Genomic DNA, 24227 nt, shown 5'->3' with positions numbered 1-24227 from the left:
AGAAAATTTGTTGTTTTATGTGGCTGTTTAAAAGCCGCATAAAGGAAGAGTGGTACCCGCTAACCTTACCGCAACGGCAACGCTAGCGGTAGCGTTTTGTCTGGCTATTTTGATCCTGCTCAGCCAGCCATGCCAGCTTTTCGCCGATTTTACCTTCTAGCCCGCGTGAGGTTGGATGATAGTAACGAGTCTTGGCCATTTCAGCTGGGAAATAGTCCTCGCCGGCGGCATAGGCATTGGGTTCGTCGTGAGCGTAACGATACTCTGCACCCAGCCCCATTTCCTTCATCAGCTTGGTTGGCGCATTGCGCAGATGTTCGGGCACATCATAATCCGCCCGCTCTTTAGCATCGCGCATCGCCGCTTTGAAGGCGGTATAAACGGCATTACTTTTTGGCGCGCAGGCCAGGTAAACGATCGCTTGAGCAATCGCACGTTCACCTTCGGCCGGACCAACGCGGGTAAAGCAGTCCCAGGCGGCGATCGCCACCTGCATACCGCGCGGATCGGCATTGCCGACATCTTCCGAAGCAATGGCCAGCAGCCGGCGCGCCACATACAGCGGATCGCCTCCGGCGGTAATAATACGCGCATACCAGTACAGCGCAGCATCCGGGGCGGAACCTCGCACCGATTTATGCAGCGCCGAAATAAGATCGTAAAAACGGTCGCCTTTATTGTCGAAGCGCGCGCTGCGTTCGCCGGAGACTTCTTTCAGTAATTCCGGCGTCAGCACGCGAATGCCTTTGGCGTCGATCTCCGCCATGTCCGCCATCATCTCCAGGCTGTTCAACGCCCGGCGCGCATCGCCGCCCACCAGTTCCGACAGCATGCGGCGGGTCTCTTCCGGCAGCTCGATATTCTGGCCGCCAAACCCCCGGCTGTTGTCCTGCATCGCCTGATCAAGCACCTGGCTGATATCTTCTGCCGTCAACGCTTTCAGCAAATACACGCGGGCGCGGGACAACAGCGCCGAGTTAAGCTCAAAGGACGGGTTTTCGGTTGTCGCGCCAATAAAGGTAATGGTGCCGTCTTCAATGTGCGGTAGAAAGGCATCCTGCTGGCTTTTGTTGAAACGGTGTACCTCATCGACAAACAAAATGGTGCGACGACCGGCGTCACGATTCTGTCGTGCCCTCTCAATCGCCTCACGGATTTCTTTGATGCCCGATGTCACGGCAGAAATTCGCTCGACGTCCGCCTGGCCGTAGCGGCCGATCAGCTCCGCCAGCGTCGTTTTCCCGGTGCCCGGCGGCCCCCACAGAATCATCGAATGCAGTTGCCCCGCCTCGATGGCGCGCGGCAAAGGCTTACCGGCAGCCAGCAGGTGTTGCTGGCCGATGTATTGCGCCAGCGTGGTTGGCCGCATCCGCGCGGCCAATGGCTGGAACTCATTCTGGGAAAAATCGAGCGACATGTTACTCACGCGGACCTCACTGGCGCTGGTCGTCCAGCGTCACCCCCTTCGGCGGGGTAAATTTGAATTTGCTGGCATCAGCAGCAACGTTCTGCTGACTTTTCAGCGCGTAAGAACTGCGCTGACCATCCTGCTCAACCGCAGCAAAACTGCGGATGGTGCCGCTGTTGGTCACGGTAATGGCGAACTGCTTCAGGTTACCGCTGCTGGATTTTGGCGTCAGCTCAAAATCATCGCCTTTCTGTTTAACGTTGTACTGTTTCCAGTCGTTGGCGTTATTGCGGGTAATCAGCATAAATGGCGTATTACCAGTCGCATTTTTCAACCAGGTCGCGGTGACTTGCTCAACAAAAGGATTGTAGAACCATAAGGTTTGGCCATCCGACACCAGCACGCTCTCGTCCGGCGAGGTCATATGCCAATTAAACAGGTTCGGACGTTTCACCCAGAGTTCACCTTCCCCCTGCTGTACCGCAGCACCATCGCTGCTGGTAACGGTCTGGGCGAAGCTGGCGTGGAAACTGTTCACTTTCGCCAGGCGACTTTGCAAATCCTGCGCAGCGTCGGCCAGCACAGAGGTGGAAGCGAATCCCGAAAGCAGACAACAGGCAACTAACAGTTTTTTCATTATTCCAGATACCTTATGAAATGCGTTTACCGCAAGGCGGTGCCGTGCGGGTCAAATTAACCCTTAACACCCTTACTCTACCCGAAGCTATCCGCAGGCAGATAGGCCAATGTTCTGAGAAGCCGAGGGTTTACGCTTCTTTGCACAAGGGCCGCCAAGCGGCCCTTCAGAGTGCTGACAAAGTCCTCTGTACTCAAAAGTTAGGTTTTATGCACCAATAAAACAAAGGATTATGTCTTCAGGTTTATCCCAAACATCCGAAAACCACGTTTTTCGGGTGTTTGTCATCAGTCTAAAGGGCCGCTAAGCGGCCCTTTATTATTAAATAACAACGACTAAAGCTTCTTAGTCATGCCGTGGCGGTGCCAGCACCTCGCGGTTGCCGTTGTGCCCCTGCTCGCTGACGATGCCCTGCGCTTCCATCTGTTCGATGATGCGCGCGGCACGGTTATAGCCGATACGGAACTGACGCTGTACGCCGGAAATGGAGGCGCGGCGTTTATCCACCACAAACTCCACCGCCTGGTCAAACAGCGGATCCAGCTCTTCATCACCTTCCAGACCGCCACCAGCACCACCCTCACCGTCGTCACCGCCGTTGAGGATACCCTCTTTATATTGAGGTCGCTCACGCGCTTTCCAATCCTTAACTACCGCATGCACTTCCTGATCGCGCACAAATGCACCATGTACACGGACCGGAATGGAGGAGTTAGGGGCCAGATACAACATGTCGCCCATCCCCAGCAGCGATTCAGCACCGCCCTGATCGAGGATAGTGCGCGAGTCAATCTTGCTCGACACGGTAAAGGCGATACGGGTCGGGATATTGGCCTTGATCAGGCCGGTGATCACATCCACCGAAGGACGCTGTGTTGCCAGCACCAGATGGATACCCGCCGCACGCGCTTTCTGCGCCAGACGAGCAATCAGCTCCTCAACCTTTTTACCAACCGTCATGATCAGGTCAGCGAACTCGTCGACCATCACCACGATGTAAGGCTCTTTCTCCAGAACCGGCGGCGTGATGTCCATGCTGTCGGTCGGTTTCCAGAACGGATCCGGGATTGGACGTCCCATCGCCTCGGCCTGATCGACACGTTCGTTGTAACCTGCCAGGTTACGCACGCCGAGCGCAGACATCAGCTTGTAGCGACGCTCCATCTCGGCGACGCACCAACGCAAGGCATTGGCGGCGTCTTTCATGTCGGTAACCACGTCCGTCAGCAGGTGTGGAATACCTTCATAGACCGACAGCTCCAGCATTTTCGGGTCAATCATGATAAAGCGCACTTCTTTCGGCGTGGCCTTATACAGAATGCTCAGGATCATGGCATTGACCCCAACCGATTTACCGGAACCGGTGGTCCCCGCCACCAGCAGGTGTGGCATTTTCGCCAAGTCGGCCACCACCGGCTCGCCGGAGATGTCTTTACCCAGAACGATCGCCAACGGCGATGGATTATCGCGGAATGCCGGGCAATCCAACACTTCTCGAAGATAGACCGTCTGACGTTTAACGTTAGGCAACTCCAGGCCGACGTAGGGCTTGCCGGGGATCACTTCAACCACACGCACCGCGGAAGTTGACAGTGAACGCGCCAGGTCACGCGACAGGTTGGAAATACGCGCTGCTTTAACGCCCGGCGCCAGATCCAGTTCGAAACGGGTAATGACCGGGCCTGGCAAAATGTCTACCACGTCGGCTTTCACCCGATAATCGGCCAGGCTGGCCTCCACCAAACGCGCCTTCTGTTCCAACGCGAAGGAATCCACCGGCTCAACCTCTTTCGGCGCTTCGGTCAGCAGATCAAGCGTCGGTAGAGGCGTGGTCGGTTTTTGCAACGGCATATCGTTGCGCATCAGGAACGGGTGGATCAGGCTGTCCATTGCCGGCTGCTGCGGGGCCGTCGGCGCCGGTTGCGCTACAGGCTGCTGATAGGCCGGTGGTTGCTGTTGCGCTGCCGGTTGCTGATAAGCAGGTTGAGCGGGCTGATAAGCTTGCGCCGGCGGAGTCTGAGGTTGCGTTGGCGGCGCATAAGCCGGCGCGGCTGGCTCAAACTGGCCGAAAGGCACATCATCCTCGCGTTCGCTTTGTTGCTCAATGCGATCTTCAAGCTGTGGCGACAGGGTGAACAGTGGCTCAACCGGGCCATCGTCAACCAAATCATCCATCGGCGAGAAGCCGAACGCATTACGAGTATCTACTGGCGTAGTTGGCTGTACCGAAGGTGCAGCCTCTTGCTGCCCATAGCGCTGATTCTGCTGTTCGGCAAACGCCTGACGCAGTTCGGCCTCTTGCAGAGCAGCCTCATCATCCTGGTTATCCTGCGCGTACTCCTCGCCATAACGTTGGTTTTGCTGCTCGGCAAACGCCTGACGCAGCGCCGCTTCCTGCAAAGCTTCATCGTCTTGATCTGATGGAAGAGCATTGGCATTCGGCAATGGCTCGTCGTCCCCACGGTTACGCTGTTCCTGTTCGGCCATTCGCTGCGAAGGCAGTTTGATGCCGTAAGAAGCCAGTTCACGTCGGGTTGGGATGCGCACCGGATTCGGACGCGGCAACTCAGGCCCCAGGCCTTGTTTGACCTGCGAGTTAGCGTCGCTGGTGGCCGTAAAGGCCGGCATAAAGGTATTGGCGGCAACAGCGCCGGCAGCTGCCGTTGCTGCAGCCTGCGCCTGAGGTTTCACGCTGCCGAACGATGGCACTGCAGGCTCACCGGCACTGAAACCGGCCGGAGCACTGACGTCAGCGCTATCGCGTTGAGCGGCGGAGAAATCAAACGGAGAACGATCGTGCGACGGTGATGCTGCAGGCGCGTCCCAGTTCCCCATACGCGGTTCGTCATCATCCTGGTAAGGATCGGCCGGACGCGTTACCTTCGGCGTCGGCGTCTCTTCAGGAATTTCAAATGAATACAGCGGTGGAGCACTGTTTTCCGCTGGCGTACTCATCGGACTCTGGTTCACCGAGGCCGGAGCCGTTGGAGCTACCGTAACCGACGGCGCCTGTGCCACAACCGGGGCTGCGGTAACAGCTTCACGAGCCACCGCTGGCGCGACAGGCGCGACATCGGCATCTTCGTCGTCATTCGCCCGCAGGCCGCTGAGCAACGGATCCTCAGCCTCTTCCGCCGCAATTTTGGCGGTTTCCGTCACCGAAGGCGCTGAGAACAAGACGTCGTCTTCCGCCGCGTTGGCCACAGCCGCCGTCGAGGCCGCAGCAAGCGCTGCTCCTTTCTCTGCCGATTCTGGCTGATCTTCGACGTAACGGTCGTCATCGTCGTGATAACGATCGTCACGGCGCGAACGGTTGGTCATAAAGGTGGCCGTCCCCAGCACCACGCCGCCGATCCTCTCGGCAATCACCAGCCATGACCAGCCGGTGAACAGCGTAAGGCCCGCCGCCCAAACGCAAAGCAGCGCCAAGGTTGCGCCGATGCCGTTGAACCAGGGGAGCATGGCGTTGCTCAGCAAACTGCCGATAACGCCGCCGGAGGCAAAGTAATAGAGATCGTCGACGTTCAGTGCCGCCAGGCCACACGAAGTGAGCACCAGCGCCAATGTGCCGATCAGGCGCAGTGAAAGCGCAAAGTAATCGATGTATTCGCCGCTGCCGCGCTGACGATAAGCCGCCCAGCACAACACCAGCATGATCGGCGGTATCGCATAGGCGAGTACCCCGAAGGTGAAGAACAGCGTGTCGGCCAACCAGGCCCCGACGCCACCGCCCAGATTATGAATAGGCTCATGCCACGCGGTCTGCGACCAGCTTGGGTCAGAGGGATTGAAACTGACCAAGGCAGCCATGAGGTAAATGGCAAATATGGCTACCACAATCAACACAGCTTCGAGCAAACGGCGACCGCTGCTGAGTTTTCTCAAGGTAACTTCTTTATCTTCTGTATATTCCTGGCTCAAGAAAGGCTCTCCAGGTTCCTGTTAGCTGACATAGCAACAGCGCCGAGAAGCTTCCCCGGCGCTGAAACTGTATGGATAAACAGGAGTGTAACCAATTTAATCAGGTTTTGCACCTGCACCCTACCGTGTTTTGATAACCAGACGGTTGCTCTGTTTCACTTCTTCCATTACCACGTACGTACGGGTGTCGTTAACCCCCGGCAGACGCAGCAAGGTTTCGCCAAGCAACTTACGGTAAGCGGACATATCCGGCACGCGGGTTTTCAACAGATAGTCGAAATCACCGGACACCAGATGACACTCCTGAATTTCTTCAAGCTTCTGAACTGCTGAGTTGAATTGCTCAAACACATCCGGCGCACCGCGGTTCAGCGTGATTTCCACGAAGACCAACAGGGACGCATCCAGATAATGCGGGTTGAGCAACGCGGTATAACCATGAATAAAACCCTGGCGCTCGAGGCGGCGCACGCGTTCTAAACATGGGGTTGGGGATAACCCCACGCGCTTCGAAAGTTCAACGTTCGAAATACGCCCATCCTTTTGCAGTTCGTTGAGGATGTTGCGGTCGATACGATCGAGATCTTTACCCGGGCGTTTCTTATTGTCTGCCATTATTATTGTCTCTCTTATTTTCTTCCCTGCACTTGCCACACCCTAGCCAACGTCAATGTGTAAGGGCTCGTTCCAAGCGAAGACCCGATGCCTGTCATATGCTTCACTACCATCATTCACCGCTGTGCAGCCTGTCTGTCAAACCCTGCACAAGGTGTTTTAAGCAAGAAGAAAGGTGCCATCCGCTTGCGCGATGTTCCTCCCCTGCCGCACGCAGATCCGGCAACGGCGCAAAATCCTGCGCCAACGCCGCAAATACGTACGATTTACTGCAGGTGGGAGGATAATTTCTTCTTCCTATGATGTTTTCGCAAATGCGCAGCGGATTGTCAAAGTAAAAGAAGCAAAATCAGAAGAACGTACCGTCATGAAAAGTTAGCACCCCGTTTTTAGTTATGAATCGCTGGCTTAAAAACGCCGTGGGCAAGGCACTTAAACCCGCTTAATGTGCTGTTTCCGGCCGTTTGAGTGCCAAACGCCCGCAAGCGGCTTCCATAAGTTAAATTGCTGCGTTTTGCGCTCGCTTAAGCAGCAAAACAATAATTAATAGGCAATGACTATCAAACAAATCGTTAACAACATCCCCTGACGCTTTTTTTAATGCCGCATTTTCCCTACAATCGTATCCATTGTCCGCCATTGTGGGAAAAGAGGTTATTCATGGGCACGGCTAAACACAGCAAATTATTGATTCTGGGCTCCGGCCCGGCTGGCTACACCGCCGCGGTTTACGCAGCGCGCGCCAACCTGAGCCCGGTGCTGATTACCGGTATGGAACAAGGGGGTCAGCTGACCACCACCACCGAAGTGGAAAACTGGCCGGGTGATGCCGAAGACCTGACTGGTCCGGCGCTGATGGATCGTATGCGTGAGCATGCAGAAAAATTCCAGACCGAGATCGTGTTTGACCATATCACCAGCGTTGATCTGCAGAACCGTCCATTCCGTCTGTTTGGCGACAGTGGCGAATACACCTGTGATGCGCTGATTATCGCCACCGGCGCATCAGCCCGCTATCTTGGCCTGCCGACAGAAGAAGCCTTCAAAGGCAAAGGCGTTTCCGCCTGCGCTACCTGCGACGGTTTCTTCTACCGTAATCAGAAAGTCGCCGTTGTAGGCGGTGGCAATACCGCGGTAGAAGAAGCGCTGTATCTGTCCAATATCGCGGCCGAAGTTCACCTGATCCACCGTCGCGACAGCTTCCGTTCAGAGAAGATCCTGATCAACCGGCTGATGGAGAAAGTGAAAAACGGCAATATCGTGCTGCACACCGACCACACTCTGGACGAAGTTCTGGGTGACGAAATGGGCGTTACCGGCGTACGCATTCGCAGCACTAAAGCGGAAAATGAAACGCGTGAACTGGCGCTGGCCGGCGTGTTTATCGCCATCGGCCACAGCCCGAACACCAGCATTTTCGGTGGCCAGTTGGAGCTGGAAAACGGCTATATCAAGGTGCAGTCCGGCATTCACGGCAATGCCACCCAAACCACCATTCCGGGCGTATTCGCCGCTGGCGACGTGATGGACCACATCTACCGCCAGGCGATCACTTCCGCCGGAACCGGTTGTATGGCTGCGCTGGACGCAGAGCGTTATCTGGACGGTATTGCCGACGCAGAAGTTCTGTAACGGCACAGACTGTCATCCTGAAAAGCGGCTATTTATTAGCCGCTTTTTTTTGTATCTCAAACACCATCAGGCGGGTCTTCGATGCAGAATCTTCTCCACTGGCGTCTGTTGGTTGCCGTAGCCGACAGCGGCAAGATCACCCTGGCGGCAAGTCAATGCGGCATGACACAGTCTGGCGCCAGTCAGGCTATCGCTCAGTTGGAAGAGGCGTTGAACACTCCGTTGTTGGTTCGGCTGCCGCACAGCGTTGCGCTAACACAAAGTGGTGAACAGATTGTCAGCCATGCCCGCACCATGCTGGCCGAACTCAATGCAATCCAACACTGCGCGCAGCAGGCGCAAAGCTCGCACGCCGGCAAAATACGCCTTGCCAGTTTCCCTTCAGCATTTGCGCTGTTGTTACCCCCGTTGCTACGCAAATTTCACCGCCGCTTTCCCGCCATTGAACTGGTGCAGTTGGAAGGTACCGATCTGGAGGTCGAAAACTGGCTGGCATTGGAAGCTGCCGACGTGGGCATAGTGTTGAATCCGAAACCGGAACGGCAAAGCCACCCGCTGGGAAAAGACCTATGGCTTGCCGTGACGGCCACTGCTCATAAGCTTGCCAGAAACCGCCAGCCGATAGATTTCAATGAACTGGTCAAACAGCCGTTTGTCTTGGCTACCGGAGGTTGCCAGCTCAATGCTCAGTTGCTGGCGCAGCAGGCAGGTTTGGCGCTGACGGATGTCCGCGTTACCGTCAGTGACTGGAACACCGCGCTGACGCTGGTACGTGAAGGGATCGGCGTATCGCTGGTGCCCGCATCGGTGATACCGGCCGATACGCCAGGCATTTGCGCCCTGCCGCTGAGCGCGCCACTTTATCGCCATTTTGGCCTGGTTTGTTCATTCGCCGGTGCAAGCTCCGCACCAGTGCAAACTCTGTTGCACTTTCTACAGGATCATTTGCCGTTGCCCGTCAGTAGCTGAGCTGATACCGGGTTTCTGAGATTCTAATTTTTCTGCCGGCGGCGCCGACGGCATTCTGACGGCCAAGCGATGTCGCTTTTTGCCTCAGGAATATGTCGATGAAACTCTATTTTGCGCCCGATACCTGCTCCCTCTCGCCACATATCGTGCTGCGGGAATTGGATTTGCCGTTCGAACTGATCCGCGTCAATAACCGCACCAAGCGCAGCGCCGACGGCGGAGACTTTTATCGGGTTAATCCCAAAGGTTACGTCGCCGCGCTGATGCTGGACGACGGACAGGTGATCACCGAAGGCACTGCCATCGTGCAGTATCTGGCGGATATGCGCCCTGAGGCCGGTCTGGCCCCACCAAACTCGACCTTCGAACGGGTGCGCTTGCAGGAGTGGCTGAACTTCATTACCTGCGAGATCCACGCGGGATCCAGCCCGCTGTTCAACTCAACCCTGCCGGAAGAGGTCAAAATGCTGTTTCGCGACAAGCTGCGACGCCGCCTCGATTTTGTTGCTCAGACGCTGGACGAACCGGCGTTTCTATTGGGAGAAACTTTCAGCGTCGCGGATGCCTATCTGTTTACCGTACTGCGCTGGATGGATCAGTTTTCCATCGACCTAAAATACTGGCCATCGATAACCCGTTATATGTCGCTGATTAGCCAGCGCAGATCCGTGCAAACCGCTCTGGCGGCGGAAGCAGCCAGTCAAGCGGTGCCCTAATCCTGCTGTCGCGGTCTGTTATAGCGATATTTGACCGCTTTATTATTTTCAGTCTGCCGGGTGAAGAGGTAACATTGGCCTTCACTTGTTCGCTTCAGGTTGGGGCAAACACTTTTTTTAACAGTACGTTAACCTTGCCTGTAACAATAGGCACCGGCGACGCAGACTCATATCTGATGAAAAAAACCAGACAGCAGCAATTAACCCGTTGGCTCAAAACTCAGAGCACCCTGGCGCAGCGTTGGTTGCGCCTTTCCATGTTGTTGGGGCTAATCAGCGGCATGCTTATTGTCGCTCAGGCATGGCTGTTGGCCGCCCTGCTCCACGCCCTGATTATCGAACAGGCGCCACGTGAACAGTTGATTGCGTCGTTTATCTGGTTGGCTGCCACCTTCGCACTGCGGGCCGTGCTGAGTTGGCTGCGTGAACGCGTCGGCTTTATCTGCGGACAAGTGATCCGCCAGCGCATGCGCCAGCAGGTGCTGGATAAACTGCAACAACTCGGCCCCGCCTGGATCCAGGGAAAACCGGCCGGCAGTTGGGCCAGCATCATCGTCGAACAGATCGAGGATATGCAGGACTACTATTCCCGTTATTTACCGCAGATGTATCTGGCGGTGTTTATCCCGCTGCTGATCCTGATCACCGTATTCCCGATCAACTGGGCCGCCGGTCTGATTCTGTTGACCACCGCGCCGCTGATCCCCATGTTTATGGCGCTGGTCGGCATGGGTGCCGCCGATGCCAACCGACGCAACTTCGTGGCGCTGGCACGCCTGAGTGGTAACTTCCTCGACCGCCTGCGTGGGTTAGACACGCTGCGCTTATTCAATCGGGCGCAGGCGGAAACCGAGCAGATTGCCAAATCTTCTGAAGACTTCCGTAGCCGCACCATGGAGGTGCTCCGTCTGGCTTTCCTGTCATCGGCGGTGCTGGAGTTCTTTGCCTCCATTTCTATCGCCGTGGTGGCGGTCTATTTTGGCTTCTCGTTCCTTGGCGAACTTAATTTCGGCAGTTATGGCACCGGCGTCACGCTGTTTGCCGGCTTCCTGGTGCTGATCCTGTCACCGGAGTTCTTCCAGCCGTTGCGCGACCTGGGGACTTTCTACCACGCCAAGGCGCAAGCCGTGGGTGCCGCCGAAGCGCTGGAAACCTTTCTCAGCGCCGAGGGCGAACAAATGGGTAATGGCACACAAATCCTGGATGCCGATGCGCCGCTGGAGCTGCAAGCGCAGGATCTGGAGATCCTGTCGCCCAATGGCGTGCTGCTGGCCGGGCCTCTGAGCTTCACTCTGCCCGCCAACCAGCGCATTGCCTTGGTCGGGTTAAGTGGTGCCGGGAAAAGTTCGTTGCTGAACCTGCTGCTCGGGTTTTTACCCTATCGCGGTTCGCTGCGGATTAATGGTATCGAACTGCGCGAACTGGCCGCCGAAGGCTGGCGCCAGCAACTCGGCTGGGTAGGACAAAATCCGCATCTACCGGCGCAAACGCTGCGTGCCAACATACTGTTGGGCAATCCGCAGGCCAGCGAAGCCCAACTGCAACAGGCCGTGGAGGACGCCTATGTCGGCGAGATCCTGCCGTATCTGCCGCTGGGTCTGGATACCGAAGTCGGCGATAACGCCGCGCGCCTGTCCGTCGGGCAAGCGCAACGTGTGGCTGTCGCCCGGGCGTTGATCAGCCCGCGCCGTTTGCTGCTGTTGGATGAACCGGCCGCAAGTCTCGACGCCCACAGCGAGCGGCAAGTCATGCAGGCGCTGAATGCAGCTTCGCATCAACAAACCACGCTGCTGGTGACTCACCAGTTGGAAGATACCGAAGATTACGATCAGATTTGGGTAATGGAAGGCGGACACATCGTCCAGCAAGGCGATTACGCCACGCTGAGCGCCCAACCGGGCCTGTTTGCCAATCTGATCGCTCACCGCCGCGGGGATCTATAATCATGCGCGTTTTGCTGCCGTTCCTGGCGCTGTACCGTCGTCACAGCCTGCTGATTTGTCTGGGCATAATTCTGGCCATCATTACGCTACTGGCCAGTATCGGCCTGTTGGCGCTGTCCGGTTGGTTCCTCGCCGCCTCCGCCCTGGCCGGGCTGGCCGGCCTGTTTACCTTCAACTACATGCTGCCGGCGGCCGGCGTGCGTGGTGCCGCCATTTTCCGCACCGCCGGGCGCTATGCCGAACGGGTCGTCAGCCACGACGCCACCTTCCGCGTGCTGTCTCATCTGCGTGTTTTCACCTTTAAAAAGATCCTGCCGCTGTCGCCGGGAGGCATTGCCCGCTTCCGCCAGGCCGATCTGCTGAATCGACTGGTGGCGGATGTCGATACGCTGGATCATCTGTATCTGCGGGTAATTTCACCGCTGGTCAGCGCCGCCGTGGTGATTGTCGTGGTGACTTACGGCCTGAGCTGGCTGGACGTTTCACTGGCCCTGACGCTGGGCGGTATCCTGCTGTTGCTGTTGCTGCTGGTGCCGCCGGTATTTTATGGTGCCGGCAAGCCGATTGGCGGCCAGTTGACCGCCCTGCGCGGCCAGTACCGTACCGATCTGACCGCCTGGCTTCAAGGCCAGGCTGAGCTGGTGGTATTCGGTGCCGTGGATCACTTCCGCGCGGCTCTGGATGCCACTGAAAAACAGTGGCAGCGCCGTCAGTGGCAGCAAGCCTCGTTGGGCGGCATGGCACAGGCTTTGATGATCCTGGCCAGCGGCCTGACCGTGACGTTGATGTTGTGGCTCACCGCTGCCGGTATCGGTGGCGACAGCCAACCCGGCGCGCTGATTGCGTTGTTCGTGTTTGCCGCCCTGGCTTCGTTTGAAGCCTTGATGCCGGTAGCCGGCGCCTTCCAGCATCTGGGACAGGTGATAGCTTCCGCCACGCGGGTGAAGCAGGTCATCGATCGACAACCGGAAGTGACCTTCCCTGCCGATGGCCCAACTGCCGAAAACGGTGCCATGCTAAGTCTGCAACAGGTCACCTTTACCTATCCCGGCCAGCCGCAGCCGGTGTTGCAGGACGTCACGCTGGAGATTACCGCCGGTGAACATATTGCATTGCTCGGCCGCACCGGGTGCGGTAAATCGACCCTGCTGCAGTTGCTCACCCGCGCCTGGAACGCCGACAGCGGACAGATGCTGCTCAACGGCCATCCCTTGGCCGCTTACGATGAAACCACGCTGCGTCAGATGACCACCGTCGTCAGTCAGCGAGTGCACATCTTTAGCGATACGCTGCGCGAAAACTTGCGCATCGCCGCCCCAACGGCAACCGACGAACAATTGCGCGAAGTGTTGCAGCAGGTCGGGTTGGACAAGCTGCTGGAAAACGAAGGGCTCAACGCCTGGCTGGGAGACGGTGGCCGACAGCTTTCCGGCGGCGAGCAGCGCCGTCTGGGCATTGCTCGCGCATTGTTGCATCAGGCGCCGCTGTTGTTGCTCGATGAGCCGACCGAAGGTCTGGACGCCGAAACTGAACAGCAGATCCTGGCGCTGCTGCGCCGACATTGCCAGGGAAAAACGCTGATCCTGGTGACCCACCGTCTGTATGGGTTGGAACACCTTGACCGGATTTGCGTGATGGACGGTGGACGCATCGTTGAGCAAGGCGATCACCTCGGCCTGATGCGTCAGCAGGGGCGTTATGCCCAGTTCCGTCAACGTATCAGCGGTATACCGCTGTAAAAGGGCCTGTAGAGGACGCTGAGACCTTATATGCGCATTGTTAAGCTGTCATCGCAGTCGCTGGTGTTCCCCTCTCCTGAGGGCGCACTGCGCGATCCTAACGGTTTGCTGGCTATCGGCGGTGACCTGACGGCACCTCGCCTGCTTGCCGCCTATGAACGGGGCATTTTTCCCTGGTTTTCCCCCGGGGAGGCCATTTTGTGGTGGTCGCCCGACCCACGGGCAGTGCTGTTTCCTGCCGAACGCCATATCAGCCGCAGTCTGAAACGCTTTTTGCGCAGCAACCCCTTTCGCATCACGCTGAATCACGACTTTGCGGCGGTGATCGCCGCCTGTGCCGATCGGCCAGACGAAGGCACCTGGATTGGCCCGGAGGTGCAGCGCGCTTATCTGCACCTGCACCGCCTCGGTTTCGCCCATTCGATAGAGGTGTGGCAGGATGACAAGCTGGTGGGGGGCATGTACGGCGTGGCTCAGGGCGCCCTGTTCTGCGGCGAATCCATGTTTAGCCGTACCCCCAACGCGTCCAAATGCGCTTTGATGGCTTTTTGCCGTCATTTTGCCGCTTATGGCGGAGAATTGATTGACTGTCAGGTGCTTAACGCTCACACTGCCACGCTGGGAGCGAAAGAGATCCCCCGAAGACAATTTTTGCAGCAGCTCAGCCAACTTCAGCGCAAGCCATTAGCGCCAGAGTGTTGGGCACCGCAAGTGTTACCCCCACAGCAGGTTGAACCACCCTCCCCAACAAACTAATTTTGCGGAAACGGTGCAATGTTCGCCGACACTTCTTTACATAATGTGGGTTTTTCGGCATTATCTTGCCGGTTAAAAACTAAGGTAGTTAGACCTAGAGGATTCGATGGCCAAAGAAGACAATATTGAAATGCAGGGCACCGTTCTTGATACGCTGCCGAACACCATGTTCCGCGTTGAATTGGAAAACGGGCACGTGGTAACCGCACATATCTCCGGTAAAATGCGTAAGAACTACATCCGCATCCTGACGGGCGACAAAGTCACTGTAGAGCTGACCCCGTACGACCTGAGCAAAGGCCGCATTGTCTTCCGTAGCCGTTAATCGGCTCACTCGTCGCCAGCCGATGGCGGCACCGAGGATGTAATGCCTCCGGAGCCCTTTCCGTTTACCCCCGTAGCAACGTTCAACATCGAGTTGCGAGAGCGCAGGTAAACTGAGAGGGCTCAATCATTTCTGTTGTGGTGAAATTCACCCATAAAAAAAGCGATGCCGAAGCATCGCTTTTTCTTTATCTGACCCGGCCTTAGTGCACCGCACCTTCATCCGCTTTACGCATCGAGGCGCTGAGGAAGTGGTAAGTCAGTTTCTGATTGTCCTTGTCCAGCTCGACTTTCACCGAACCGCCGTCCACCAGTGAACCAAACAGCAATTCGTTGGCCAGCGGTTTCTTCAGGTTTTCCTGCATCACACGCGCCATCGGACGAGCGCCCATTGCACGGTCATAGCCTTTCACCGACAGCCAGTCACGCGCTTCATCGCTCACTTCCAACGACACGCCCTTCGCATCCAGCTGGGCCTGCAGTTCGACGATAAACTTATCGACAACCTGCTGGATCACCTCGGTCGACAGATGGTTGAACCAAAGAATGTTGTCCAGACGGTTACGGAATTCCGGCGTGAACACTTTCTTGATCTCTTCCATCGCATCGGTGCTGTTGTCCTGCTGCACCAGACCAATCGATTTACGTTCTGTTTCACGTACCCCGGCGTTAGTAGTCATCACCAGGATCACGTTGCGGAAGTCCGCTTTGCGGCCGTTGTTATCGGTCAGGGTACCGTTGTCCATAACCTGCAACAACAGGTTGAACACGTCCGGATGCGCCTTCTCGATTTCATCCAGCAGCACCACCGAGTGCGGATGCTTGAGCACCGCGTCGGTCAACAGACCGCCCTGATCGTAACCGACGTAGCCCGGAGGCGCGCCAATCAGACGGCTGACGGTATGACGTTCCATATACTCGGACATATCAAAACGCAGCAGCTGAATATCCATCGCCTTCGCCAGCTGCACCGTCACCTCGGTTTTCCCGACGCCGGTAGGCCCGGCAAACAGGAAGGAACCGACCGGCTTGCGATCGTGCCCCAAACCAGCACGGCTCATCTTGATCGCTTCAGTCAGCGCTTCAATCGCCTGATCCTGCCCGAATACCAGCATTTTCAGACGATCGCCCAGACTTCTCAGTACGTCGCGATCGCTCGCCGACACGGTTTTCTCCGGGATACGCGCAATACGCGCCACCACAGATTCGATGTCGGCCACGTTGACGGTTTTCTTGCGTTTGCTTACCGGCATTAACCGGCTGCGGGCGCCCGCCTCGTCAATCACGTCGATAGCCTTGTCCGGCAAATGACGGTCGTTGATGTATTTCACCGACAGCTCGACCGCCGCACGCACCGCTTTGGCGGTATAACGCACGTCGTGGTGCGCTTCGTACTTGGTCTTCAGGCCGTTGATGATCTGAATGGTCTCTTCCGGCGTCGGCTCGGTAATGTCGATTTTCTGGAAGCGACGAGCCAGCGCACGGTCTTTTTCAAAAATGTTGCTGAATTCCTGGTAAGTAGTGGAACCGATAACCCGGATCTTGCCGCTGGAGAGCAGCGGTTTAATCAGGTTGGCGGCATCCACCTGCCCACCGGAAGCCGCACCGGCGCCGATGATGGTGTGGATCTCATCGATAAACAGAATGCTGTTCTTATCCTGTTCCAACTGTTTCAGCAGCGCTTTAAAACGTTTTTCGAAGTCGCCACGGTATTTGGTACCGGCCAGCAATGAACCGATATCCAATGAATACAGCGTGCAGTCCGCCATCACTTCCGGAACGTCGCCCTGCACAATGCGCCAGGCCAGGCCTTCGGCAATCGCCGTTTTACCGACGCCGGATTCCCCCACCAGCAGCGGGTTGTTTTTGCGACGACGGCACAGTACCTGAATAGCACGCTCCAGTTCAGGGTCACGGCCAATCAAAGGATCGATGCCGCCTACCCGTGCCAACTGGTTGAGGTTGGTGGTGAAGTTTTCCATACGGTCTTCCCCTCCGGACTGCTCTTCATTCACCGGGTTTTCCGCATTCGGCGCTTGGCCCGGTTCGTCTTTACGTGTGCCATGTGAAATGAAGTTCACTACGTCGAGACGGCTGACGTCGTGTTTGCGCAGCAGGTAAGCCGCCTGCGACTCCTGCTCGCTGAAAATCGCCACCAGCACGTTGGCGCCGCTGACTTCGCTGCGGCCGGAAGATTGCACATGGAATACCGCACGCTGCAGTACGCGCTGGAAGCTGAGCGTCGGCTGAGTGTCGCGCTCTTCTTCGCTGGCGGGCAGCGTCGGCGTGGTTTGTTCAATAAAGGCTTCCAGCTCCTGGCGTAACGCGGCCAGATCCACCGTACATGCCTCTAGCGCTTCTCGCGCGGCAGGGTTGCTGAGTAACGCCAGCAACAGGTGCTCCACGGTCATAAACTCGTGTCTGTGCTCACGCGCTCTGGCGAAAGCCATGTTGAGACTGAGTTCCAGTTCTTGATTGAGCATAAGCACCTCCCCAATAGTTGCCTAAATCTAGGCTTTTTCTAGCGTACAAAGCAACGGATGCTCGTTCTCCCTCGCATAACGGTTCACATGGACGACCTTGGTTTCCGCCACCTCGGCGGTAAAGACACCGCAGATCGCCTTGCCTTGATAGTGGACCGTGAGCATCAGTTGCGTTGCGCGTTCAATATCATAAGAAAAGAACTTTTGCAGAACGTCAATCACAAATTCCATCGGTGTGTAATCGTCGTTGTTAAGTATAACTTTATACATAGACGGCGGTTTTACCGCATCGATTTGTTTTTCCTCGGCCAAATGTTCGAAATTTAGCCAACCGTTGTTATTGCCCATCGCTGCTCATCTTCTCTGCTCTGTCCTTTAATATGGGGACAGGTTCCGGTTATTCAAAGTGGGGTATCATTACTATTTTATCATCTTCGCCATCATCCCGCCGCACTGGAACGTGCGCAAAAATCTCTGACGAATTGTTACCAAACAATGTCAAGATCGTTACCTGCTTCAAACTTTGATGAACTGCTCCCTGCCGACAAAAGCCGATCCCTTGACGTGATGATCATTTGCTCTAGAGTGTAAATTCGTGAGCTGGTGGTGTTTTAACCACTTTCAGGCTCATCTGCTACCTGCTTCTGGCGGGTGCGAATTCAGTTATTCATCTCACCTAAAAATAGCGTTGCGAGGGATGTAAAAGCATGGAGACGGGTACTGTTAAATGGTTCAACAACGCCAAAGGGTTTGGGTTTATCTGTCCTGAAGGCGGCGGCGAAGACATATTCGCCCATTATTCTACGATTAAGATGGATGGGTACCGGACACTCAAAGCCGGCCAGCAGGTCAGTTTTGATGTGCACCAAGGGCCAAAAGGGAACCATGCGAGTCTTATTGTGCCACTGGAAAGCGAGGCCCTGGCCTAACGCGCTTCCACAGAGTCAGTTTGAAACACCCCGCTAAAAAATGCCAGCCGCCGTGTGACTGGCATTTTTTATTCGCTGATTATTCGCGTGCCAGCGCGTCAATCGGGTTAAGCCGCGCCGCGCTGCGAGCCGGAAGATAACCGAACACCACGCCGATAGCGGTGGAACAGACAAACGCACTCAACAGGGCCGCCGGAGGGAAGCTGATTTGCCAACCCGGCAACACCAACTGCACCAACAGGCCGATGGCAAAGGACAACGTAATCCCCAAAGCACCGCCGACCAGACACACCAGCACCGCTTCAATCAAAAACTGCTGTAGTACGTCGCCGGAACGTGCCCCCACCGCCATGCGGATGCCGATCTCACGCGTGCGCTCCGTCACCGACACCAGCATGATGTTCATCACGCCGATACCGCCGACCACCAGTGAAATCACCGCCACCAGCGTCAAAAACAGCTGCAGCGTACGCGTGGTTTTCTCTGCGGTCTGCACCAGGCTGTCCATGTTATAGGTGAAGACGTCTTTCTTGCCGTGGAGCAGCGTCAGCAAGCGCGTCAGCTGTTGCTCCGCCTCCTGGCTGTTGTAACCATCACGAATGCGCACGGTAATCGAATCAAAATAGGCGTTCCCCATCAGCCGATTGGCCATGGTGCTGTAGGGCACCCAGACGTTCAGCGTCTTGCTGCTGCCGAACATAGATTGCTTTTCCTTTGCCACCCCAACCACCGTTGCCGGCATATTGCCCACCAGGATCACCCGGCCTACCACCTCTTTCTGATTCGGGAACAGGCGGCGCTGGGTGTTGGCGTCGATCACCACCGTCTGCGACTGTGATTGCACCTGCAGTTGATCAATGCCGACGCCCTCAGTAAAGGTCATGCCGTACACGCGGAAAAACTGTTCGCTGACGCCGTTAACGTTGGCTGCAACATCAACGTTACCCAGCCGCAGCCGCATACTGCTGGCGATGCTGGGCGACAATGCGCTGACGTAAGGCTGCTCGCGCAACGCGGCAAGATCGTCGTACTTCAATGCCTGGCGGAAAGTCGGATCGTCGTCACCAAAGTCCTTGCCGGGATAGATATCTACCGTATTGGTGCCGATGGATTTGATATCTGCCAGCACCATCTGTTTGGCTGCATCGCCGATCACCAGGATCGAAACCACCGAGGCGATGCCGATAATAATACCGAGCATGGTCAGCGCAGTGCGCATCTTACTTGCCGCCATTGCCCGCCAGGCCATCACCAAGGCTTCGCGGAAACGTCCGATAGTTTGCTGCCAGGACGGCGCCGGCGTAACCATCTCCAACGGTTTGGCGTTCGGGTTGCTCTGCCCATCAGGGCGTGAATCGGCAATGATTTCGCCGTCGCGGATTTCAATGATCCGCTCAGCCTGCTTGGCCACGGCCGGATCGTGGGTCACGATAATCACCGTATGCCCCTGCTCGCGCAGCTGCTTGAGGATGGTCATCACCTCTTCACCGGAATGGCTGTCGAGGGCACCTGTCGGTTCATCCGCCAGGATCACCTGACCGCCATTCATCAGCGCACGAGCGATACTGACCCGCTGCTGCTGACCGCCGGAAAGCTGGCTAGGTCGGTAACTGACGCGCTCGCTTAGCCCCAGGCGCTGTAACAGCGCCACCGCACGCTCACGTCGTGCAGCCTTGCCCAGCCCGGCATATACCGCAGGCACTTCGACGTTATGCGCCGCGCTCAAATGCGGCAACAAATGATACCGCTGGAAAATAAAGCCGAAATGTTCACGCCGCAGCCGTGCCAACGCGTCGCTATCGAGCGTCGCCACGTCCTGACCGGCCACCCGATACACGCCGGCGCTGGGCTTATCCAGGCAGCCGAGAATATTCATCAGCGTCGATTTACCGGAGCCGGAGGCGCCCATAATGGCCACCATTTCGCCGGCCTCGATGCTCAGGCTCACGTTCTTCAGCACCGCCACCGTCTGATCGCCCGACTGATAGCTACGGCTGATGCCGCTCAGTTCCAACAATGCGGCCATCAGAGAGGCTCCGCGCCGCCGCGGCTGACGATCACTTCGTCGCCGATATTCAGTCCGCTGAGGATTTGCACGTCAATATTATTACGCAGGCCAATCGCCACTTCGCGCTTTTCCTCCTTGCCCTGCTTGAGGATCGAAACCTGATAGCGGTTATCCGCGATTTGATCGCCCAGGGCCGCCAAAGGGATAATTTGCGCCTGATTGACCCCCGCCAGTTGAATATGCACCTGCGCCGTCATTTGCAAACGCAGTAACCCCTCGGGGTTCGGCACTTCAAAGCGCGCGTAGTAGAAGATAGCGTTATTGACCTTTTCCGGCGTTGGTTGGATATCTTTCAACACGCCATCAAAGCGTCGATTAGGATCGCCCAGCACGGTAAACCAGGCTTTTTGCCCCGGCTTCAGGCTGATGACGTCCGCTTCCGACACCTGGGCTTTTACCAACATGGTGCTGAGATCTGCCAGCGTCAAAATGTTCGGCGCCTGTTGCGCCGCGATCACCGTCTGGCCTTGAAGCGTGGTGATTTGCACCACGTCGCCATCCATCGGCGCTTCAATGCGGGTAAAAGCCAGATTGATTTTTGCCGTGTCCAGGCTGGCCTGGTTTTTGGCGATTTGCGCATGAATGGTGCCTACCTGCGCCTTCTTCACTGCCAGCTGTGTGGCGGCCTGATCCAGATCCTGACGCGAGACGGCTTGCAGTTTGGCCAAAGCCTGATTGCGCTGCAGCGTAACCGCCGCCAGCTGTTGTTCCGCTTGCGCCTGCTGTAACTGGGCATGGAGCTCACGCAGCGTCGCTTCGCCCTCGCGGATGCTGTTTTTCGCCTGTTGCGGATCAATCACGCCGAGCAACTGGCCTTTCTTCACCCGGTCGCCAATTTCGACGTACAGGCTTTCCAACTGCCCGCTGACCTGCGCACCCACGTCCACCTTGCGAACCGCGTCGAGCTGACCGGTCGCCAGTACGTTTTGCTGCAGACTGCCCAGGGTGACCTTCACCGTTTTAAACTGGGTTGGCGTCGGGTGCCCAAAGTGCCAGACCGCCGGCACAGCGATTACCGCCGCTACGATCAGCGCGATTATCCAGCGTCGTTTGTGTCCTTTAAACCACGTCAAAATAGGTTCCTGCCTGTTGCAATTCATACTGCCAATAGCGGCAGCGGGGCTAAATTATCACGCACGGTGCGGAATAACTAAACCTTAGCTCAACACAATGTGGAGACACGCTTGGTTACAGTTGGGCATTGACCTCTCGTTTAGTGAAGCCTTGATGAAATAGCACCATTCAATACAGTCAAGGATTTCATCATGTCACAGCTCAGCTACCCACTCGTATCTGCACGTCCGCTTAACAGCTGGCAACTGATGACGGCGCTGATCAATGGCGAAAAGACGCCGAGTAAAGCCTGGAAAAAAACGTCATTCCGCTTGAAGTTTATCGGCCGTTCGTTATTTTGCTGGCGCACCACCAGCGGCCTGCTCAGCACGCTGGCGTCCAATCCCCTGCTGGATGAGATCCTGAACGCGCAACCCAATCTGCCGTGCAAACTGCATCGTCCGTATCTGGCGGCCAACATGAGTAAAATCGAGTGCTTATTTGCCCTGCGCGACCACTACGATCTCAGCACCCAACGCATGCCAATGAAAATGCTGCTCGGTCATCTGAAAAAGCCTTTTGTGCTCGCCAGCGCCGAAGGCAAGAGTGGCGCCGCGGTGTCACTCGAACTGGCGGCCATCGACAACCTGAACAAGGAAGGCGAAGCCACCCTGCTGCTGCGCAACGCCAACGGTATTATGTTAGCGGAAATCACCTTTTCGCTGATGCACTATCAGCAGAAACCGACGCTGTTTATCGGCGGGTTACAGGGAGCTAATCATCAGGTACCGCATGCTGAAATCCAGCAGGCCACCAAGGAGTGTCACGGATTGTTCCCGAAACGCCTGGCACTGGAAGGGATTTGCGCTCTGGCCCACCATTTGGGCATTCAGCAAATCGTGGCGGTCGGCAACGCCACCCATATCTACCAGAACTGGCGTTATCACAGTAAAAAGAAAGACAAGCTGCATGCCGATTACGATCAGTTTTGGGTATCCATGGGCGGCCAGATGCTTGAAAGCGGCTATTTTTTATTGCCGAAGAGCATCACCCGCAAACCGATCGAAGAAGTGGCCAGCAAGAAACGCGCTGAATACCGCCGTCGCTATCAACTGCTGGACGAGTTGGAACTGGGAATGGCAGAGCACTTTCGTGCCCAGCCCCGTTTTACTTCGGTCTAATCGGCGCGGCCACGCGCCAGCCAGGTCACACGCGAAAACATTTTCTTCAGCAGTGGCGGCACCGAGTCCGTGCCCCACTGGCCGGCTTGCATCGCTACTTCGATCGCCAAATCGGGTTTCGAGGAGTGATGCACTGCCTTGAGGATCACCTTACGCACCGGCATCTGCGTATTCTTCGGCACCGAGGCCACACGGTAGTAGACCGGGCTGAAGCCTTCGCGGAACATAAAATGCTCCATATCCGGTGCCGGTAACGCGGTCAGTCGGTCACGCTCGTTATCGTCGTGGTTATCCAACATGCTGCGTACGGTATTGGCGTACTTTTTCCCCGCTTCATCACCGTCCACCAAAGCATGCCATTCAATGCCCATGCGACGGGCGAACTTCAGCAAAGGTTTTAATCCGCATTGGGCGAACTCGATCACGCGTACGCCCTCTGCCTCAAAGTGATATCCGCACTGGCGCGCCAGCTCGCTCAACAGCCAGACCTCGGTCTCGCCTTCCACCAGCAACCAGCAGCGGGCAAACAGCGAAGATGGCCGATTAAAACGAATATGAAAAGCAATGCGGCGCCCATCCTCCGGGCTCAGCCCACGCGGTCCCAGGCGGTAAGTGGCGACGCGTCCCGACTCGCGCACCAACCGACAAACATGCTCTACCGGCACCAGCGACACCAGTTCACTGGAGTTGGTGGTGGTGATCCGTTGCAACGGCAACTGGTTAAGCAGCCCCCAGGCCACCGACAGCATAATCGGATGCAGACGGGTTTCCGGGTCCTCCACCAGCAGCAGCGGCCGGGCGTGCGGATCCAGCTTGATGCTGCCCTTGGCCTGCAGCAGGGTAGAAAACATTCCCAGCAAGATAAGCCGCATGCTACGGCTGTTAGGTTCTGCCACCATACGGTTGATGCTGTCCAGGGAGCGCCATGCCTGCTGATCCTGATCTTGATCCAACCGTTGCCGGCGCGGCCGGGAGACCTGCGAACCCTGCTCGGCAAAGTAATGCTCCAGCAGTTGCTGCATTGCTGCCAACCCCTGCCGCAGCTCGGCGTTAGTCAGCTTTTGCGGGTTGCGCACCAATTCTCGCGTCAATTGATCCAACTGCTGGGACAGGGCCTTATTGTCAGCCGGGTTTTCATCGTTCAGCGTGCTGGGCCGCAGACGGCGGATGAAACGCGCATCGCGCAGGCGCAATACCGGATGGATGCGAATAATGGCATGTGCCAGTTGCTCAATATGATGCAACTGCATCGCGTTACCGTCGGCATCCAGGAAGCCGCGCCAGGTACAAACCGTGCCGTCATCGGCCAGTTCACCTTCGCAGCGGTAATAAATTCGGTTGAGGTTATCTTCGCCTTTGACCCACAGCGGCGAAAGGTGGCGGTAACGGGGGAGATGAGCATGGCCGATGTCTTTCTCACAGAAGGTAAAGACCACCTGTAAATGCCGTTCTTTGGCCTCTTCCTCGCCAGGGGGGAAATGAAAGTCATGCCCTTCAAAACGGTACAGCTTTTGCTCCGGCGCCAGCAGCAGGGTCAAGGCGTCCAACAAGCTGGATTTACCCCAGGCGTTTTCACCCAGCAGCAGCGTGTTGTCGTCCAACATCAGCGACAGCCGGTTAATGCCGCGAAAACCTGCAATCTCGATACGCTCTAAGAACATCTGTCGCCTCCCGTGCGCGCTGCCACCGTCCTTAATGGGGTGACCTTCTCTGAGCATGGTCAAAAAACCCCTTGCAGGTCAAGAAGACGACGTCAAATCTGCCGCTTTACTCCGGTCGCCGTTTTGGTTAGCGTGTGGGGCCTCGCCGGTCATCCTGGCGTCACCTGCCAAACAAAGGACGCAAGCTTCACC

18 protein-coding genes are annotated in these 24227 nt (G+C 56.7%); 9 read left to right on the top strand and 9 right to left on the bottom strand.

All coding sequences use genetic code 11. The features are described from left to right. Positions 1-82: 82 nt before the first annotated feature. From NR114_RS02385 to lrp, 4 genes are all read right to left on the bottom strand, one after another. Positions 83-1426 (bottom strand): replication-associated recombination protein A, encoded by a 1344-nt coding sequence (locus NR114_RS02385; protein WP_046374002.1) that lies wholly within the window; start codon positions 1424-1426, stop codon positions 83-85. A 7-nt stretch (positions 1427-1433) separates the two neighbouring features. Beyond that, on the bottom strand, positions 1434-2045 hold the full coding sequence (gene lolA, locus NR114_RS02380) for an outer membrane lipoprotein chaperone LolA (protein WP_020826114.1): 612 nt from the start codon (positions 2043-2045) through the stop codon (positions 1434-1436). Between the two features lie 345 nt (positions 2046-2390). Further along, a complete protein-coding gene (locus NR114_RS02375) occupies positions 2391-5966 on the bottom strand; it encodes a DNA translocase FtsK 4TM domain-containing protein (RefSeq protein WP_234529625.1) in 3576 nt (1191 codons plus the stop codon). Between the two features lie 120 nt (positions 5967-6086). After that, entirely contained in the window at positions 6087-6581 is a 495-nt protein-coding gene (gene lrp / locus NR114_RS02370) for a leucine-responsive transcriptional regulator Lrp (protein ID WP_004928318.1), read from the bottom strand. 660 nt (positions 6582-7241) lie between these two features. Between lrp and trxB the strand changes: the two genes are divergently transcribed. The 7 genes from trxB to infA all read left to right on the top strand — a co-directional run bounded on the left by trxB (position 7242) and on the right by infA (position 14661). Continuing rightward, positions 7242-8213, top strand: a complete 972-nt coding sequence (gene trxB / locus NR114_RS02365; RefSeq protein ID WP_197820466.1) for a thioredoxin-disulfide reductase — start codon at positions 7242-7244, stop codon at positions 8211-8213. Between the two features lie 81 nt (positions 8214-8294). Continuing rightward, positions 8295-9182 (top strand): LysR family transcriptional regulator, encoded by an 888-nt coding sequence (locus NR114_RS02360; protein WP_046374004.1) that lies wholly within the window; start codon positions 8295-8297, stop codon positions 9180-9182. Between the two features lie 98 nt (positions 9183-9280). Continuing rightward, positions 9281-9898, top strand: a complete 618-nt coding sequence (gene gstA / locus NR114_RS02355) for a glutathione transferase GstA (RefSeq protein ID WP_256813979.1) — start codon at positions 9281-9283, stop codon at positions 9896-9898. Positions 9899-10074: 176 nt separating this feature from the next. Further along, positions 10075-11841 (top strand): cysteine/glutathione ABC transporter permease/ATP-binding protein CydD, encoded by a 1767-nt coding sequence (cydD, locus tag NR114_RS02350; protein ID WP_187962599.1) that lies wholly within the window; start codon positions 10075-10077, stop codon positions 11839-11841. 2 nt (positions 11842-11843) lie between these two features. Next, positions 11844-13580, top strand: a complete 1737-nt coding sequence (gene cydC, locus NR114_RS02345; RefSeq protein ID WP_256813978.1) for a cysteine/glutathione ABC transporter ATP-binding protein/permease CydC — start codon at positions 11844-11846, stop codon at positions 13578-13580. A gap of 30 nt (positions 13581-13610) precedes the next feature. After that, positions 13611-14336 carry a leucyl/phenylalanyl-tRNA--protein transferase gene (gene aat, locus NR114_RS02340; RefSeq protein ID WP_020826107.1) on the top strand — a complete coding sequence of 242 codons (726 nt, stop codon included), beginning with the start codon at positions 13611-13613 and terminating at the stop codon, positions 14334-14336. 106 nt (positions 14337-14442) lie between these two features. Further along, entirely contained in the window at positions 14443-14661 is a 219-nt protein-coding gene (gene infA / locus NR114_RS02335; protein ID WP_002211347.1) for a translation initiation factor IF-1, read from the top strand. A gap of 202 nt (positions 14662-14863) precedes the next feature. Here the strand turns inward: infA and clpA are convergent, their stop codons facing one another. Together clpA and clpS are read right to left on the bottom strand one after the other, a co-directional pair. After that, complete coding sequence (gene clpA, locus NR114_RS02330; RefSeq protein WP_020826106.1) at positions 14864-17143, bottom strand: ATP-dependent Clp protease ATP-binding subunit ClpA; 2280 nt, start codon at positions 17141-17143, stop codon at positions 14864-14866. 27 nt (positions 17144-17170) lie between these two features. Next, positions 17171-17491: an ATP-dependent Clp protease adapter ClpS gene (clpS, locus tag NR114_RS02325; RefSeq protein WP_020826105.1), complete on the bottom strand. Its 321-nt coding sequence runs from the start codon at positions 17489-17491 to the stop codon at positions 17171-17173. Positions 17492-17850: 359 nt separating this feature from the next. Here clpS and cspD point away from each other — a divergent pair, with 359 nt between their 5' ends. Continuing rightward, on the top strand, positions 17851-18072 hold the full coding sequence (gene cspD, locus NR114_RS02320; protein WP_004942590.1) for a cold shock-like protein CspD: 222 nt from the start codon (positions 17851-17853) through the stop codon (positions 18070-18072). Positions 18073-18151: 79 nt separating this feature from the next. On the opposite strand, the gene macB is transcribed toward cspD, so the two are convergent. Continuing rightward, complete coding sequence (macB, locus tag NR114_RS02315) at positions 18152-20098, bottom strand: macrolide ABC transporter ATP-binding protein/permease MacB (protein ID WP_122078097.1); 1947 nt, start codon at positions 20096-20098, stop codon at positions 18152-18154. After that, positions 20098-21213 (bottom strand): macrolide transporter subunit MacA, encoded by a 1116-nt coding sequence (gene macA / locus NR114_RS02310; protein ID WP_232807774.1) that lies wholly within the window; start codon positions 21211-21213, stop codon positions 20098-20100. The genes macB and macA overlap by 1 nt, the downstream gene beginning before the upstream one ends. Before the next feature lie 192 nt (positions 21214-21405). Here macA and NR114_RS02305 point away from each other — a divergent pair, with 192 nt between their 5' ends. Continuing rightward, on the top strand, positions 21406-22374 hold the full coding sequence (locus NR114_RS02305) for a VirK/YbjX family protein (RefSeq protein WP_176983796.1): 969 nt from the start codon (positions 21406-21408) through the stop codon (positions 22372-22374). Here NR114_RS02305 and NR114_RS02300 read toward each other — a convergent pair. Next, positions 22371-24035, bottom strand: a complete 1665-nt coding sequence (locus NR114_RS02300) for an ATP-dependent endonuclease (RefSeq protein ID WP_020826101.1) — start codon at positions 24033-24035, stop codon at positions 22371-22373. The two genes, NR114_RS02305 and NR114_RS02300, sit on opposite strands and share 4 nt — an antisense overlap. Positions 24036-24227 lie beyond the last annotated feature (192 nt).

It is taken from the genome of Serratia sp. Ser99, assembly GCF_024519545.1.
GTDB classification, from domain to species: Bacteria; Pseudomonadota; Gammaproteobacteria; order Enterobacterales; family Enterobacteriaceae; genus Serratia; species Serratia liquefaciens.
Note: the sequence above shows the minus strand (reverse complement) of the source record. Positions and strands in the feature narration are given on the sequence as shown.